Origin of the sequence: Microbacterium sp. (genome assembly GCF_047972865.1) — a bacterium.
Classification (GTDB): Bacteria; Actinomycetota; Actinomycetes; order Actinomycetales; family Microbacteriaceae; genus Microbacterium.
Window position 1 is genome coordinate 1 of sequence record NZ_JBKEAY010000105.1, and the last position, 15,189, is coordinate 15,189.

The 15,189-nt window shown below is 70.4% G+C and carries 15 protein-coding genes and 1 pseudogene; 4 read left to right on the forward strand and 12 right to left on the reverse strand.

Going from position 1 to position 15,189, the window contains the following annotated elements; all coding sequences use genetic code 11:
- Positions 1 to 170: pseudogene (locus tag ACK5KK_RS06485) on the forward strand (aspartate aminotransferase); the annotation flags it as partial.
- Positions 171 to 192: 22 nt separating this feature from the next.
- On the opposite strand, the gene ACK5KK_RS06490 reads toward ACK5KK_RS06485, so the two are convergent.
- The 8 genes from ACK5KK_RS06490 to ACK5KK_RS06525 form a co-directional block, all read right to left on the reverse strand.
- The gene (locus ACK5KK_RS06490; RefSeq protein ID WP_416889273.1) at positions 193 to 1,326 is read right to left on the reverse strand and encodes a UDP-N-acetylmuramate dehydrogenase; all 1,134 of its coding nucleotides are present in this window, start codon (positions 1,324 to 1,326) and stop codon (positions 193 to 195) included.
- 12 nt (positions 1,327 to 1,338) lie between these two features.
- A complete protein-coding gene (locus tag ACK5KK_RS06495; RefSeq protein ID WP_416889274.1) occupies positions 1,339 to 1,746 on the reverse strand; it encodes a MaoC/PaaZ C-terminal domain-containing protein in 408 nt (135 codons plus the stop codon).
- On the reverse strand, positions 1,743 to 2,192 hold the full coding sequence (locus ACK5KK_RS06500) for an FAS1-like dehydratase domain-containing protein (RefSeq protein ID WP_416889275.1): 450 nt from the start codon (positions 2,190 to 2,192) through the stop codon (positions 1,743 to 1,745). The genes ACK5KK_RS06495 and ACK5KK_RS06500 overlap by 4 nt, the downstream gene beginning before the upstream one ends.
- Before the next feature lie 26 nt (positions 2,193 to 2,218).
- Entirely contained in the window at positions 2,219 to 3,004 is a 786-nt protein-coding gene (locus ACK5KK_RS06505) for a sulfite exporter TauE/SafE family protein (protein WP_416889287.1), read from the reverse strand.
- 84 nt (positions 3,005 to 3,088) lie between these two features.
- The gene (locus tag ACK5KK_RS06510; protein ID WP_416889276.1) at positions 3,089 to 3,823 is read right to left on the reverse strand and encodes a hypothetical protein; all 735 of its coding nucleotides are present in this window, start codon (positions 3,821 to 3,823) and stop codon (positions 3,089 to 3,091) included.
- Positions 3,820 to 4,314, reverse strand: a complete 495-nt coding sequence (locus ACK5KK_RS06515; RefSeq protein ID WP_416889277.1) for a hypothetical protein — start codon at positions 4,312 to 4,314, stop codon at positions 3,820 to 3,822. The genes ACK5KK_RS06510 and ACK5KK_RS06515 overlap by 4 nt, the downstream gene beginning before the upstream one ends.
- A 92-nt stretch (positions 4,315 to 4,406) precedes the next feature.
- Positions 4,407 to 6,446: an ABC transporter ATP-binding protein gene (locus tag ACK5KK_RS06520; RefSeq protein ID WP_416889278.1), complete on the reverse strand. Its 2,040-nt coding sequence runs from the start codon at positions 6,444 to 6,446 to the stop codon at positions 4,407 to 4,409.
- The gene (locus tag ACK5KK_RS06525; RefSeq protein WP_416889279.1) at positions 6,443 to 8,170 is read right to left on the reverse strand and encodes an ABC transporter ATP-binding protein; all 1,728 of its coding nucleotides are present in this window, start codon (positions 8,168 to 8,170) and stop codon (positions 6,443 to 6,445) included. Before ACK5KK_RS06525 ends, ACK5KK_RS06520 begins: the two co-directional genes overlap by 4 nt.
- Before the next feature lie 113 nt (positions 8,171 to 8,283).
- Here ACK5KK_RS06525 and ACK5KK_RS06530 point away from each other — a divergent pair, with 113 nt between their 5' ends.
- Together ACK5KK_RS06530 and ACK5KK_RS06535 are read left to right on the forward strand one after the other, a co-directional pair.
- Positions 8,284 to 8,958, forward strand: coding sequence for a response regulator transcription factor (locus tag ACK5KK_RS06530; protein WP_416889280.1), 675 nt, complete (start codon positions 8,284 to 8,286; stop codon positions 8,956 to 8,958).
- Complete coding sequence (locus ACK5KK_RS06535; RefSeq protein WP_416889281.1) at positions 8,955 to 9,920, forward strand: sensor histidine kinase; 966 nt, start codon at positions 8,955 to 8,957, stop codon at positions 9,918 to 9,920. Before ACK5KK_RS06530 ends, ACK5KK_RS06535 begins: the two co-directional genes overlap by 4 nt.
- Positions 9,921 to 9,948: 28 nt before the next feature.
- Here the strand turns inward: ACK5KK_RS06535 and ACK5KK_RS06540 are convergent, their stop codons facing one another.
- The 3 genes from ACK5KK_RS06540 to ACK5KK_RS06550 are packed head-to-tail and all read right to left on the reverse strand — an operon-like array spanning position 9,949 to position 12,695.
- On the reverse strand, positions 9,949 to 10,749 hold the full coding sequence (locus ACK5KK_RS06540; RefSeq protein ID WP_416889282.1) for an FAD:protein FMN transferase: 801 nt from the start codon (positions 10,747 to 10,749) through the stop codon (positions 9,949 to 9,951).
- Positions 10,746 to 11,240, reverse strand: coding sequence for an FMN-binding protein (locus ACK5KK_RS06545; RefSeq protein WP_416889283.1), 495 nt, complete (start codon positions 11,238 to 11,240; stop codon positions 10,746 to 10,748). Before ACK5KK_RS06545 ends, ACK5KK_RS06540 begins: the two co-directional genes overlap by 4 nt.
- Positions 11,241 to 11,264: 24 nt before the next feature.
- Positions 11,265 to 12,695: a ferric reductase-like transmembrane domain-containing protein gene (locus tag ACK5KK_RS06550; RefSeq protein WP_416889284.1), complete on the reverse strand. Its 1,431-nt coding sequence runs from the start codon at positions 12,693 to 12,695 to the stop codon at positions 11,265 to 11,267.
- 133 nt (positions 12,696 to 12,828) lie between these two features.
- Between ACK5KK_RS06550 and ACK5KK_RS06555 the strand changes: the two genes are divergently transcribed.
- The gene (locus tag ACK5KK_RS06555; RefSeq protein WP_416889285.1) at positions 12,829 to 13,239 is read left to right on the forward strand and encodes a hypothetical protein; all 411 of its coding nucleotides are present in this window, start codon (positions 12,829 to 12,831) and stop codon (positions 13,237 to 13,239) included.
- Between the two features lie 46 nt (positions 13,240 to 13,285).
- Here ACK5KK_RS06555 and ACK5KK_RS06560 read toward each other — a convergent pair.
- Positions 13,286 to 15,189: S8 family serine peptidase (locus tag ACK5KK_RS06560; RefSeq protein WP_416889286.1), on the reverse strand; the 1,904-nt coding region annotated here is incomplete at its 5' end.

The following is a 15,189-nucleotide window of genomic DNA, read 5'->3' on the forward strand; positions in this document are numbered from 1 at the left end:
CGCGCGTCGACACGTCGCTCGAGCTCGCCGACCTCATCCTCGACGAGGCCGAGGTGGCCGTCGTGCCCGGCGAGGCGTTCGGCCCCTCCGGCTATCTGCGACTGTCGTACGCACTCGGGGACGACGCGCTGCGCGACGGGATCCAGCGCCTGCAGCGCCTGTTCGCATGAGGCCGCCCGGGGAGGCGTGCACCTAGAGGTCGATGCCGACCAGCACCGGTTCGGGCTGCAGGACCAGACCGAACTCGGATTCGACGCGGCGCCGGACGAACCGGGCCAACTCCGCGATCTCCCCCGCCGAGGCCTGACCGCGGTTGGTCAGCGCCAGTGCGTGCTTCGTGGACAGTCCCGCCCGCGATCGCGGCAGCGAGAACCCGCGCCGCAACCCGGAGCGCTCGATGAGCCACGCCGCGCTCACCTTGACGTCCGGCTCGACGGCGGAGGGAGCCGGCACCTGCCCGTCCCACTCGTGCAGCGCGATGACGGTGTCGGGGCGGCCCGCCGCCGCCATCGGCCACCGCGGGCACCCCTCCGGAAGCGTGCGGGCGAACGCCGCTGAGACCACCGGGTTCTGGAAGAACGAGCCGGCGCTGCGGGTGTCGGCGTCGTCGGGGTCGAGCACCATCCCCTTGCCGGCGCGCGTGCGCAGCACGGTGTCGCGGATGCCGGCGAGGGAGGCGTGCGCGTCGTCGGGCAGCCCCAGCGCCTGGCGCAGCTGGGCACCGCGCACCGGCACCTCGCCGGTGCCGACGTCGGCCAGCTCCAGCGTCACCGACAGGACGACGGCGTGCCGCTCCGCCTCGGAGCCGTAGTGGTTCTTCAGCACCGAGGTACGCAGTCCCAGGCCCAGGTCGGCGGCCGGCACGCGGGTCACTTCGCCGGTGGCGTGGTCGAGCAGGTCGACCTCCACGAGCGTCTGCACGATCTCCTGGCCGTACGCGCCGACGTTCTGAATCGGCGCGGCGCCGGCGGTGCCGGGGATGCCCGCCATCGCCTCGATGCCCGCCCACCCGCGCGCGACCGCGTGGGCGACGACGTCGTCCCAGTCGTGCCCGGCCTCGATCCGCAGGCGCACGGTGCCCGCCGGTGACGGCATCCGCTCGATGCCGCGCGTGCGGACCACGACGACGGCGCCCTCGAACTGTTCGTCGGCGACCAGCAGGTTGGACCCGCCCCCGACGACCAACCAGGGCTCGTCGTCCGCCCACACCTCCCGCAACGCGGCGACCAGTTCGTCACGCGAGGTGGCCTCGATCATGCGCTGAGGGGTCCCACCGACGCGCAGCGTCGTCAGGTCGGCCAGCGGAACGGGGGTGATCTCCGGCATGTGCGGGTCGTCTCAGGCCGCGGCCCGCACGCGCACCTGTGCCTTGCCGAGCACGGTCGTGTCCGCGTGCCGCACGGTGAGGTCGACGCGGATGCCGTCGTCGTCGACCGCCCCCACGGTGGCCACGACCGACACGTCGGCGCCGGCCTCGGCGTCGACGACGACCGGCCGGGTGAACCGCACCCCGTACTCCACGATGCGTCCCGCGTCGCCCAGCCACGACACGATCGTCTCGACCGCCAGGCCCATCGTCAGCATCCCGTGCGCGAGGACGCCGGGGAGCCCGACGCGGGCGGCGACGTCGTCGCGGTAGTGGATCGGGTTGAGGTCCCCCGAGGCGCCCGCGTACCGCACGAGCGACTCCCGGGTCAGGTGGACGGTCCGTTCGGCGACGACGGCGCCGACCTCGAGCGCGGTCATGCGGCGTCCTCCCCCACCAGCAGCACCGAGGTGGCGGTGACCACGTGTGCCCCGGTGTCGTCGGTGATCTCGGCCTCGCTGGTGACCATGGTCCCCTTACCGAAGGCCCGGATGCCGGTGACCGCCAGCCGGCCGGTCAACGCGTCGCCGGCGACGATGGACCGGCTGTACCGGAACCGCTGCTCGGCGTGGACGAGACGCTCCAGCACGATGCCGGAGCCGGGGGCGGCGAGCAGCTGCTGCAGGGTGAGGTCTTGGACGACCATCGCGAACGTCGGCGGCGCCACCACGTCGGGGTAACCGAGCGCCTGTGCGGCGGCGGGATCGGTGTGCTGCGGGTCGGTGGCGAAGACGGCGCGGGCAAACTCGCGCACCTTCTCGCGTCCGACGAGGTAGGGGGCCGTCGGCGGGAACTCTTGGCCCACCAGTTCAGGGTTCACTGACACCCCTCGATCCTAGCGAGCGGTGCCCGTCATGCGCGGCGGCTGCGCCACGCCTTGACCGCCATCTGCGCGGCGATGAAGACGAGGTAGACCGCGAACAGCACGTTGGCGGCGAACGGGTCGAGGTGGACGGCGATGAGCGCACCCAGGGTCGTCGTCGTGCACGCCGACACGCCGACCAGGGCCGCCGCGACCAGATCGACGTTGCCGCGGCGGATGTTGCCGATCGTGCCGGACACGGCCGTCGGGATCATCATCAGCAGCGAGGTGCCCTTCGCGAGCAGGTCGCTCGTCCCGAACAGCAGGATCAGCGCCGGTACCACCACGACGCCGCCGCCGACGCCGAGCAGACCCGCGAGGACACCAGTGACCAGGCCGAGCGCGATCAATCCCAGCGTGCTGCCGACCGTCACCGGCAGCCCGGCGTCACGCGAGGGGATGACGACGAACAGCATCACGATGACGATCACGAGGAAACCGACGAACCCCCAGCGGAGGATCTGCTGCGACAGCCGGGCCAGTAGCCAGGTGCCCACCTGCGCTCCCACGACGGCACCGGCGGCCAGGATGAGCGCGGGGATCCACGCGACCGAGCCGCTCATGGCGTAGGAGATGACCCCGATCGTCGCGGTGGGGACGATCGCTCCGAGCGACGTGCCTGCCGCGAGCCGCTGGTCGAACCCGAGGATCAGCACCAGCAGCGGGACGATGACCGTGCCTCCGCCGACACCGAACAGGCCCGAGAGCAGTCCCGCCATCAGGCCGACGCCGATGCAGATGAGGACGTACTTCGTTCCGCGTGCGGGCGACGACATCACGTCGGAGTGGGCGCGGTCGGACTCGTCACGGGGCACCTCCACTCGCTCGCGCAGGGCACCACCCTAGCGGCGGACGGCGCGCTAGAGCGAACTGACGTGCGGGATGACCTCGCGCACCGCGCTCTCGACGCCTTCGCGCGCCGCCGTGAGGGCATCCCGGCGCGCGGGGATCCGCGCCTCGTCGTCGGCGGCGTTGAGAAAGGCGATCATGGCGCCTCGCAGCGCCGACAGCGCGGTCGCGAGCGCACCGATCGCACCGGCCAGGTCGGCGTCGCGCACCTGCCCGGACAGGCGCGCGGCCCGCGTCTCGGCGTCGATGAGGTGCGACGACAGTGAGGGTCCGGCGGCGACGAACCGCGCCGGCGTGCGGGCCGACTCCAGTTGCCGGGATTGGTCGACGGCCCAGCGGCTCACGGTGAGCAGGTCGTTCAGCGCCCGGTTCTGGACGTCGTGCCGCCGGTTGTCCTCTTCGCGATGGCGACGCGCGCGACCCAGCAGGGCGAACACCGCCGCCAGCGCGATGAGCACGATGAGCACAGTCGCGACGATCGACCAGATGTCGTGACCTCGCGGGGTGGAGTCCTGCGCCGACGACGAGTCCTCCTGACCAGCGCTGCCGCTCGGGGGATCCTCGGAGGACGAACCCCCGCCGGAGTTGTCCACTTGCACGTTGATCGTGGGCAGCGTCACCTCGGGAAGGGACGTGGGCAGCTGCACCTGCGGGGTGCCGTTGGGGTCGGTGACCACACCGCAGCCGGCCAAGCCCAGTCCGACCGCCAGCGTGAGGGCGGCGACGGCACGCGCCGCACGGTTCATCGCTGCGCCCCCCTCGTGACCGGGGCTGAGGCGGCGGGAGTCGTGCCCGCGGCGAGGTCGCCGACGATGTCGGGCGGGGTCTCGGATGCGCTGACGGCGGCATCATAGGCGTCTTGCTGCGCCTGCATCCGCTCGCGCACGTCGATGCCCCGGAGTTTCCGTCCCAACCAGTCCAGCCCCAGGCCCACCCCCACCAGCACGATGCCGTAGCACACCATCGCGAACAGGATCGAGGTGTCGAGGGTGGCCGATCCATCGGAGGCGAGGCCGATCGAGGGGAACAGGCCCGTGAACGGCGCCATCGCGCGGTCGGCGCTGCGGTACACCCGGGCCGCGAAACTCACCGACGGATCGGCACCGAGTGCCCGCAGCACGAAGGCCAGCGCGAGCACGGTCTCCACGACGATCAAATACCAGTACACGAAGTAGCCCACCGCGCGAAGCGTCCACACGAGAGTGCGGTCGGCGCCGTGTGTGTGTTTGTCGGCCATGAGCGTTCCTCCGGAGTCGCCCCCAGGCTAGCGAGAAGGGTCCCGGGGTGCCAGGGCCTGCGCGCAGGTCGCCGATCCCGGCGGGCTCGCGGTCAGGCCGGGTCGACGCCCGCATTCTCGTCCTCGCCGGCGCCGTCCTCGTCTTCGTCGACGAACGCGTGTTCGAACTGTGCGCGGTAGAGCCGCCAATACGCACCGCGGCGGGAGATCAACTCGTCGTGCGTCCCCTGCTCGACGATATCGCCGTGTTCCATCACGAGAATCAGGTCGGCGTCGCGGACCGTGGAAAGCCGGTGTGCGATGACGAACGAAGTGCGCCCCGCCCGCAACGCCGACATGGCGTGCTGCAGCAATAGTTCCGTACGGGTGTCGACCGAACTGGTCGCCTCGTCCAGGATCAACACGGCCGGCTGCGCGACGAACGCACGAGCGATCGTGATGAGTTGCCTCTCCCCCGCCGACACGTTGGCGGCATCTTCGTCGAGGGTCGTGTCGTAGCCGTCGGGGAGCGAGTGCACGAACATGTCGACGCGCGTCGCGGTGGCCGCCTCGAGGACGTCGGTGTCGCTGGCGGACTGGCGCCCGTAGCGGATGTTGTCCCGGATGGTCCCGGCGAACAGCCACGGGTCCTGCAGCACCATGCCGGTGCGGGAGCGCACGTCGTCGCGGGTCAGGCGGGCGATGTCCTGTCCGTCGAGCAGAATCCGGCCGCCGTCGAGCTCGTAGAAGCGCATCAACAGGTTCACCAGCGTCGTCTTGCCGGCCCCGGTGGGCCCCACGATCGCCACGGTGTGGCCCGGCTCCACGCGGAACGAGAGGTCGCGGATGAGCGGGGCGGCGGGGTCGTAGGAGAACGAGACGTGCTCGAACTCGATCACCCCCGGTCCAGGCACCAACGCCGACCCGTCGGGGCCGTCGGGGTCCTGCTCGTCCTGGTCGAGCAGGTCGAAGACCCGCTCGGCCGAGGCGGTGCCCGACTGCACGACGGCCGCCATTCCGCCCAGCTCCGACAGCGGCTGCGTGAACTGTTGCGAATACTGGATGAACGCCTGCACGTCCCCGAGCCGCAACTGTCCGGACGCCACCTGCAACCCGCCCAACACGGCGATGCCGACATAGGTGAGGCTGCCAATGAACATCATGCTGGGCATGATCATGCCCGACAGGAACTGCGCCTTGAACGCGGCCTGGAACAGGTCCTCGTTGTCCTTGCGGAACTTCTCGCGGGCGTCCGCCTCACGACCGTAGACCCGCACCAGGGCATGACCGGAGAACGACTCCTCCACCCGGGCGTTGAGGCGCCCGACCTTGCGCCACTGGGTCGCGAACGCCTTCTGCGACCGCGGACCGATCACACCGAACACCACCGCCATGAGCGGCAGGGCGACCAGAGCCACCAGGGCGAGCTGCCACGAGATCGAGAACATCATCACGAGTACCCCGACAACCGTGAGGATGCTGGTGAGCGCCCCCGACAGCGACTGCTGCATCGTCTGAGTGATGTTGTCGATGTCGTTGGTGACGCGCGAGATCAGCTCGCCGCGCTGCACACGGTCGAAGTACGACAGCGGCAGGCGGTTGATCTTCGCCTCGACGTCTTCGCGTAGGCGCCACATCGTGCGCACCATGATGATGTTGATGACATAGCCCTGCACCCAGGACAGGATCGCGGAGACGACGTAGATGACGAGCACCGCGACGATCACCCAGCGCAGACGGTCGAAGTCGACGCCCGCGCCCACCCGGAACCCGTCCATCGCGGCGACCATGTTCGCGAACTCGGTCTGGCCCGCCACCTGCAGGGCGGCAACGACGTCCTCTTGCGCCGTGCCCGCGGGGAACTGCCCGGCCAGGGCGCTGGACACGACACCCTCGAAGATGACGTTGGTGGCTTCACCGAGCACCTTGGGGGCGATCACGGCCAGCACGACGCCGATCGCGCCCAGCACCGAGACGACGACGAACGCGCCCGCGTGCGGGCGCAGCAGCCCGATCAGCCGCCGGAAGCTGGGGCCGAAACGCGCAGCTTTGCCGGGAGGCACGCTGTCGTGATCGCCGGATCCCTGGCGCGCGGATTCGGCCTGCTCGATCTCGAGTCGTTCCGCCTCGGTCATCGTCTCCGGGGTGCTCACGCCTCCACCCCCAGCTGCGACTCGACGATCTCGCGGTAGGTCGCGCTGGTCTCGAGCAATCGGGCGTGTGTCCCCTCGCCGACCACGCGCCCCCCCTCCAGCACGATGATGCGGTCGGCCTCGGTGACGGTGGAGATGCGTTGCGCGACGACGATCTTCGTCACACCCGGCAGTTCTCGCCACAGCGCCCGGCGCAGCCGGGCGTCGGTGGCGACATCGAGGGCCGAGAACGAGTCGTCGAACACGAGCACGTCGGGAGCGCGCACGATCGCGCGCGCGATCGACAGCCGTTGTCGCTGCCCGCCGGACACGTTCGTGCCGCCCTGCGCGATGCGGGCCTCGAGTCCGCCGTCCATCTCCACCACGAAGTCCCGCGCCTGCGCGATGTCGAGCGCTCGCCAGAGTTCGTCATCCGTCGCGTCCTCACGACCGAAACGCAGGTTGCTGGCGACGGTACCGGTGAACAGATACGACTTCTGCGGCACGTAGCCGATCCCCCGCCACATCGCATCGAGGTCGGCCTCGCGCACATCGACGCCGCCGACGCACACCCGCCCGGCGGTCGCGTCGAACAGCCGAGGGATGAGCGAGACGAGTGTGGACTTGCCCGCCCCGGTCGACCCGACGATCGCGACGGTCTGACCGGCATCGGCGCGGAAGCTGATCCCGGCCAGCACCGGCTCTTCGGCGCCGGGGTACGTGAACGACACCCCGTCGAACTCCACGCTGCCGCGGTCGGGGAACTCCCGCACCGGGTTCGTCGGCCGCACCAGTTCGTCGACGCTGTCGAGCACCTCGCCGATGCGGTCGGCCGACACCGCCGCACGAGGGATCATGATCGTCATGAAGGTCGCCATCAGCACACCCATGAGGATCTGACCGACGTACTGTATGAAGGCGAACAGGGTGCCGATCTGCACGTTGCCGGCGTCCACCTGGATGCCTCCGAACCAGATCACCCCGATCACGGTGATGTTGAGCACCAGCATCGCCAGCGGGAAGATGAGGACGAACAACGACCCCACGCGACGGCCGACCACCATGATGTCGGTGTTCGCAGCCCGGAAGCGGTCCTCCTCGATCCGTTCCCGGACGAAGGCGCGCACGACGCGTACCCCGGTGAGCTGCTCGCGCATGATGCGGTTCACCGCGTCGAGCTTGCGCTGATACGCACGGAACAGCGGCACCATGCGGCTGATGACCACGGTCGCGATGACCAGCAGCACCGGCACCGACACCGCGATCAGCCAGCTCAGCCCGACGTCCTGCTGCACCGCCATGATGATCCCACCGATCGCCAGCAGCGGCGCCGTCACCAGCATGGTCGCGCCCATCATCGCCAGCATCTGCACCTGCTGCACATCGTTGGTATTGCGGGTGATGAGCGTGCCCGGCCCGAACCGTGACACTTCGCGCTCGCCGAAGCCGCTGACCTTCTCGAAAACGTCCCGCCGGATGTCGCGACCCACGCTCATCGCAGCGCGCGCGGCGAAGAACGTGGCCGTCACCGACGCCACGATCTGACCGAACGCGATGGTCAGCATCCACAGCCCCTGCGACCAGATGTACCCGGTGTCACCGGTGGCAACGCCCTTGTCGATGATGTCGGCGTTCAGTCGCGGCAGATACAGTGCCGCCATCGCGGAGCCGAACTGGAAGACCAGCACACCGACGATGAGCCACGGGTAGGACCGCAGGTAGCGAACGAGCATCTTGCCGAGCATGCGGCCTCCGTTCCATGGTTTCGTTCGGGACGGTTCATGCTAACTCGCGCTCCCGACACCCGGGCCCGCCCCGGATTGGTGGCATCTTGGCGGGGCTGTGGTGGACTTGAGGGGTGACCGCATCCGCCGCACGCCCGCACCTGCTCTACGTCGAGGACGATCCGGTGATCGCCGAGCTGACGCGCGAGGTGCTGTCGGAGGCGTACCTCGTCGATCACGTCATCGACGGTCGGGTCGCGCTCGATCAGGCCCTCCGCGAACGCTATGACGTCATGGTGATCGACCGGCGCCTACCGTCGCTGGACGGCGTGGCGCTCGTGCGGGCGGTGCGCACCGCCCGCATCACGACACCGATCCTGCTGCTGACGGCCCTCGGCGCGGTCGAAGACCGGGTCGACGGGCTGGATGCCGGCGCCAACGACTACCTCGTCAAGCCGTTCGACTACGACGAGCTGCTCGCCCGCCTGCGCGCCCTGGTGCGCGGGTTTCGCGCCGAGGGCCTCCGGCGCGACCTGGCGGAGTGGACCTACGTGCCCGAATCGAATGCGCTGTATGGTCCCGACGGGTCGCGCGTGAGCCTGACGGAGACCGAGAACGCGCTGCTGCGCCTGCTCACCGACAGCCCCGAGCACGTGTTCTCGCGCGAAGAGATCCTGCGCGGCGCGTTCGCCACCGACGACGCGCTGAGCTCGGTGGACACCTACGTGCACTACGTGCGCCGCAAGACCGACCCGAGCGTCATCGAGACGGTACGCGGTCGCGGCTACCGCGCCGGAGGCCCCCGATGACCCGCGCGGCACACGATGCACGGGTGCGGCGCTCGGCGTGGCGGGTCGGCATCCTCGTCGGGATCGCCTCCGCCGTCGTCCTGACCGTCGGCGTCACGACCCTGGTGGCGGTGCTGGTGCGCACCTCGCGGCCCGAACGTGGCCACCGTCACGAGGTCGGCGAGCGGGACCGGGTCGTGGTCGATCTGGACGAATCGGTCTGGTGGATCGTGGTACTCGGCGTCGTCGGAGTGGCCGTCATGGGCCTCATAGGCTGGCTCGCCGCCCGGTGGGCGGTGCGCCCGCTCGTGAGCGCTCTGTCGATGCAGCGCCGGTTCGTCGCCGACGCGAGCCACGAACTGCGCACACCGCTGACCGCTCTGTCCAGCCGGGTGCAGGTGCTGCAGCGCCGCCAGGCGCGCGGGGACCCCATCGACGACACCGTCGAGAATCTGCGGCACGACGTGGCCGTCATGGATGCCGTGCTCACCGACATGCTGCTCGCCGCCGAGGGCACGCACTCCGAAACCCCTCCCGGCGGTGCGGACGTCACCGTCTGCGTGCGCGACGCCGTGGGCACCGTGGCGCCGCTGGCCGATGCCGGCCAGGTGAGCGTGCGCGTGACCGGCGAGCGCGACCGGCGGGCTGCGCTGCCGCCGGTGACGCTCACGCGGCTGCTCACCGCGATGCTCGACAACGCCGTTCAGCACGCCCCGGCCGGCACCGAGGTGACCGTCGAGGTCGAGCCGGCCGGCGACGTCGTCGAGGTGCGCATCGCCGACCGCGGCCCCGGCATCGATCCCGCCGACGTCGAGCGCATCTTCGAGCGGTTCGCGCGATCGGGCGAATCGGGACGCCGACGCGGATTCGGCCTCGGGCTGGCGCTCGTGCGCGAGGCCGCGACACGGTACGGCGGATCGGTGACCGTCGCCGAGACGTCGCCGTCCGGCTCGACGTTCCTGTTGCGCCTGCCCGCCGCGTAGCGGGCAGGCGCGAGGTACGGGGCGCCGGTCACGCGGCGAGCGGACCGCCGTCCCACGCCACGACCTCGGCGGCCCCGGACCAGCGCCGCACCTCACCGGCGGCGCCCATCATGATGCCCGATCGCGTGCGGGCGTGCGAAATCCACGACAGGTCGTCCATGCCGTACACGCAGGCGGCCGTCGCCCACACGTCCGCGGCGGTGAGCGAGTCGGCGACCACGCTGGCGCTGCACACCGACGTCGCCGACTCGCCGGTGCGGGGATCGACGATGTGGTCGCCGCGCTCCGCGGTCCCCGAGGTCGCCACCGCACCGTCGACGATCTCGAGGGTGGCGGCCAGGTGGCCGGCGCGGCGCGGATCGGCGATCCCGATGCGCCACCGCCACGACTCCCCTGGCGCGGTGAACACCTGCAGGTCGCCACCGACGTTGATGCCCGCCGCGATCACGCGCCGCTGCGTGCACAGCGGCTGCAGGTGCCGCCGGGCCACGCGTTCGACCGCCCAGCCCTTCACATAGCCGGTCGGATCGAACCAGCCGCGCCAGTCGGCGCGGAACGCCCCCCGCGTGCGCTCGCGCCATCGGACGCATTCCTCGCTGACCTCTGCCACGAGCGGATCGGCATCCGCCAGATCGCACGCGCCGCGCCGCAGCCGGGAAATGTCCGAGTCAGGACGGAACGGCGAGAAGATGCGCTCGAGGTCGGCCAGGTCGGCGGTGCAGGCCTCGACCGCCTCGGCGACCTGCTGCGGCGCCGTCGCCGCGCCCACGATCTGGACACTGGCGACCGTTCCCATCACCTCGGCGGTGTACCGTTCCACGATGCTCATTGCTGTGCCTGATCGAGCGCGGACTGCAGCGACTGGCGATAGCCGTCGCTGGTGTAGGTCGCCCCCGAGATCATCGAGACGTCGGCGGACTGCGCATCGAGTGTCTCGGAGACGAGCATCGGGAGGGCTCGCGAGTTGATCATCTGGTCGTGCCGGTCCGCGTTCGGGTACTCGAGGACGTCGACGGCGGTGATCTCTCCGCCCGCCACGGTCACCTCGACCTGCACCGGACCGTAACGGGTGTTGGCGGCCGATCCCGTCCAGGTGCCGTCCGCCAGGCCGGTCCCCGTGCTCGTCCCGCCGTCCGTTCCGTTGCCGGCCGAGGGCGTCGGGGTCGGGGTCGCGGCGTCACCGGAGGTGTTCGGGGCAGCCGCCGACGGGGTCGCCGTGGGGGACTCGGCCGGCATGACGGGGTCGAGGGAGGTGCGGTAGCTGAACAGCAGCACCACGCCGCTCACGGTTGCGAGGAGGAAGTAGAGGATGCGTTTCATGGTGATTCCTAGACGGCGAAGGGCTCAGACGGAGAACGACTCGGTGTGGATGCGGGTGTCCGCCACGCCGGCGGTCCGCACGTCGGCGATGAGCGCGTCCATCCACGCGGGCGGTCCGCAGAGGTAGACGTCGCAGTCGGAGAGGTCTCCCACGAGGAACCGGAGCAGATCGCTCCCCTGCCACGCGGCGTGGCTGTGCGGAAGCCAGGGCGAATCGCCCGGTGCTCGCGGGCCGTCCAACGCCACGTGGACGAGGCCGCGGTCGGCCTGCAGCCCGGCGATGGCGTCGGAGCACAACCCCTCCGGCCGCGCACTGTCGCGGGTGACGAGCACTGCGTCACCGGGCGCATAGTCCTCACCCTCGAGCAGGGAAACCAGCGGCGCGACCCCGGCGCCGGCACCCAGCATGAGCAGACGGCGTCCTCGGCGTGCATCGCCGGTCAGGGTGCCGTACGGACCTTCCACGAGGACACGCGTGCCGGGCCGGAGCGTCGTCAGCCGCCGGGTGCCGTCGCCCACGATGCGCGCCGAGAGCGTCAGCTGCGAGCCGTCCGGATCGGCGGCGAGCGAGAACGGGTTCCCGCGGGTCCAGCCGGGCCCGCCGAGGAAGCGCCACACGAAGAACTGGCCGGCGCGGGCCTTGAGACGGTGCAGCTCCCGCCCGGTGACCACCACCTCGACGCCGTGCGCGCCGTCGGCGCGCACGCTGTGCACCCGCAGGTCGTGGTGCAGGGACCGGATCAGCGGAACGGCCAGGCGCCACAGCACGGCGCTCGCGGCGGTGACCGCCCAGAGGGTCCACCAGTAGCCGGTCGCCAGCGGCGACGCGAGGAAGTCGGAGCCCGTCCAGAGCATGTGCGGGACGGCCAAGCCCACGCCCAGGTATCCGTAGAGGTGGATCAGGTGCCAGCCCTCGTACCGCATCCGCCGGCGGGCTCGCCGGATCGAGGTGACGACGATGAGGATCAACAGCGCGGTGCCCGCGGTGGCCAACAGCATCCCGGGGTAGTCCCAGATGAAGGTCCACAGTTCGGCGAGCGGGTCGATTCCCTCCTGGGCGGCGTACCCGAAGACGAGCAGCGTGATGTGCACCAGGAGCAGCCAGAACGACCAGAAGCCGGTCAGCCGGTGCATGCGGGTGATCGCGTCGCGGCCGAACCCCCGCTCGAACACCGGGATCCGCGCCATCAGCAGCACCTGATACAGCAGCAGGTTGGCGGAGGTCAGCCCGGTCAGCCGCCCGAGGGCGTTGAGTGCATCCGCGCCGCCGGCCAGCACCCCGTGTACGCCGCCGCCGGCGACCCACAGCGCCGCGATGACCAGGCTGGTACCCCAGATCAGGGTGACCGCTGTCAATTCCCAGGCCGTGCGCGCCGCGAGGCGCCGCCGCCTGCCGCGCGACGCAACCGGAAGCGGCGCCGGGGGAAGCCTGCGGGGAATCATGGCTGTCGTCATGTCCCCATGGTCGAACCGGTGTTCCGAGACAACGCCAAGAATCGGTCGCGTGCAGCCAGCTCATAGCAAACGCACGGGAACCCCCTGGGCCGGGTTCCGGCGCGTAGAGTGAATCTGGGCGAGGGAGGGCGAGATGAGACGAACGATCGTCGCGGTGGTCTCCGTCGCGATACTCGCGGTCGCCGGGTGCGCGTCCGCGCCCCGCGCGGCCGATCCCGACCCCACCGCGTCCGCCTCGGCTCCGCCAGAGTTCGCAACAGCCCCTTCAGGACCGATCCGCTCCCCCGGCGCCACTGTCGAGGTGCCGACGGCCCGCTGGGATGCCCTCCTCGCCGATCTCGCCGACCGCGGAGTCACCGGCCCGGTCGATCTCGTCTCGGCCGAGCGCGTCACCTGGAGCGACGGATCGCTGGGGTGCCCGAAACCGGGCCTGACCTACACGCAGGCACTCGTCGAAGGTATGCAGGTGGTCGTGCGGGCCGACGACGTCGTGTACGACTACCGGTTCGGCCGCGGCGATACGCCCGTCCTCTGTAAGCGCTGAGGGGCGGCGCGGGGGAAGCGCCGCCCCTCAGCATGGGGTGGGGTCTCTATTCGAGTCCGATCAACCGCGCCTCCGAGGCGCCGGACCTGTTGTCGACGGCGACCACCATCAGCCCCAGCGGCTGCTGGTCCGCGTAGGCGGCGGCATCGACATCGACATCGACGATCACGGATCCGCCGCGCGGCACGACGGTCACGGCACCGTCCGACACGGCCCGAGCCGTCGGATCGTACGTGGCGATCTCCCGGAAAGAGTCCCCTCCGCCCTGCGGCACCCCCGTCTGGACCGTGTAGTCGAACGCTCCCTCGATGCCGAGGTCGCTGGCGTGGACGGGCAGCACGATCGTGCTGCTGTCCGTGGGAGCCTGAGCCAAGAACCCGCTTCCGGAGATCTGGTTCGTGTGCAGGTCGATGAGGAACACTTCAGCGAGCCCGTTCGAGGACCCGGACCGGACCCTCCCGGAGTCGTACGAGAACACCGCCCAGTCGTTGGTGCCGTCTCGGTCCGTGTCGATCACCACGTCGAACTCGATCTCGGCGGCGTTGGACCAGCGGCGATACGTGTTGACGGCGAACACCAACAGGTGATCGTCGCCGGTCGCGTAGGACTGGACTCCGGCCGCACGCAGGTCGTACCCCGTGTCCGGTTGGCCGCCCGCATCGCGCCGCGCATCGGAGAGGCCCCACGTGAACACCCGCGCCGCGGTGTCGAGTGCTCCCCGGCGGTTGCGGAGAGTGACTTCCGCGGTGCCGTCGATGAGGTTGGCACCGTCGTGGACATCCGAGAAGTCCGCTCGGGCGGTGACCTCGCTGTTGGAGCGCGGCACCATCACGTAAGGCACCCGCAGGGTCGCGTCCGGCGAGGTGAGCACGACGTTGCCCGAGACCTCATAGAAGACGAACGGGTCGGTTCCCGCCATCGACGTCGGGACCTCTTCGGCGGCCAACGACACACGCAAAGCGACCCGCGCCGTGCGGCCCGGTTGCACCGTCACGCTGTCGCGGCTGAGGGTGAGGTCAGCCTCGAGCGATTGCTCGGTCGGCGTCGTCGACACGTCGAACGTCACCGGGCTGGTGCCGGTGTTGCGAACGGTCACTGTCTTGAGTCCGCGCATCGAACTGATCGACTCCCTGAAGCCGAAGCTGAGTGTGGCTTGACGGGACCAGCCGCGGTCCGAGAGGAAGGGGTCGCCGGTCGCGGTCACGGTCGTCGCCACCGCTTGTGCGGTGTCGACCAGTCCGACCCCGCCACGCACGAGGTCCTGCCCTTCGACGGCATCCGGATCCGCCGTCGAGACGATGGCGGCCGAGACCTCCGATGCCGGCCATTCCGGGTGGGCCTGCCTCACCAGAGCGGCCACGCCCGCAGCGTGCGGGGCCGCCATCGATGTGCCGGACAGCCGTGTGCCGTCGGTACCGGTTCCGACTGCCGCCGATGCGGTGGACACACCCGGGGCGGCGATGTCGGGGCCGATGGCACTGTCACCGCTGCGCGGACCCGATGACGTGAAGGACCCGTAGCCGCGGAAACCGGGGTTGCTCACCTCTTGGCTGGTGAGGCGGGCCGTCGACGCATCGACGAACACCGACCCGTCGGAGGAGCGTACCCCCAGGAACGGAATCGTCACGTCGTACGCCTCCCCGGTGTCGGGATCCACGACGATCTCACCTTCGTACGGCGGCAGGTCGTTGGTCGAGTTGACCATCACGACCGCGGCGGCACCGGCCATCTGTCCGTAGATCGCTTTGGATACCCTGGCGCACGCACCGCGCTCGGCGATGGCGATCTGTCGCCCGCCGTCGACCACTCCGGCGGCGGTGAAGTCCTCCACCCCACAACCGAGGGACTCATCGACCGTCGTCGCCGGGTCGTCGACCAGCCGCACGACCGTGAGGTCGCCCAGTCCACCCATCGCAGCACCGTTGGCGTTGATCCCCTGCACGTTCGTCC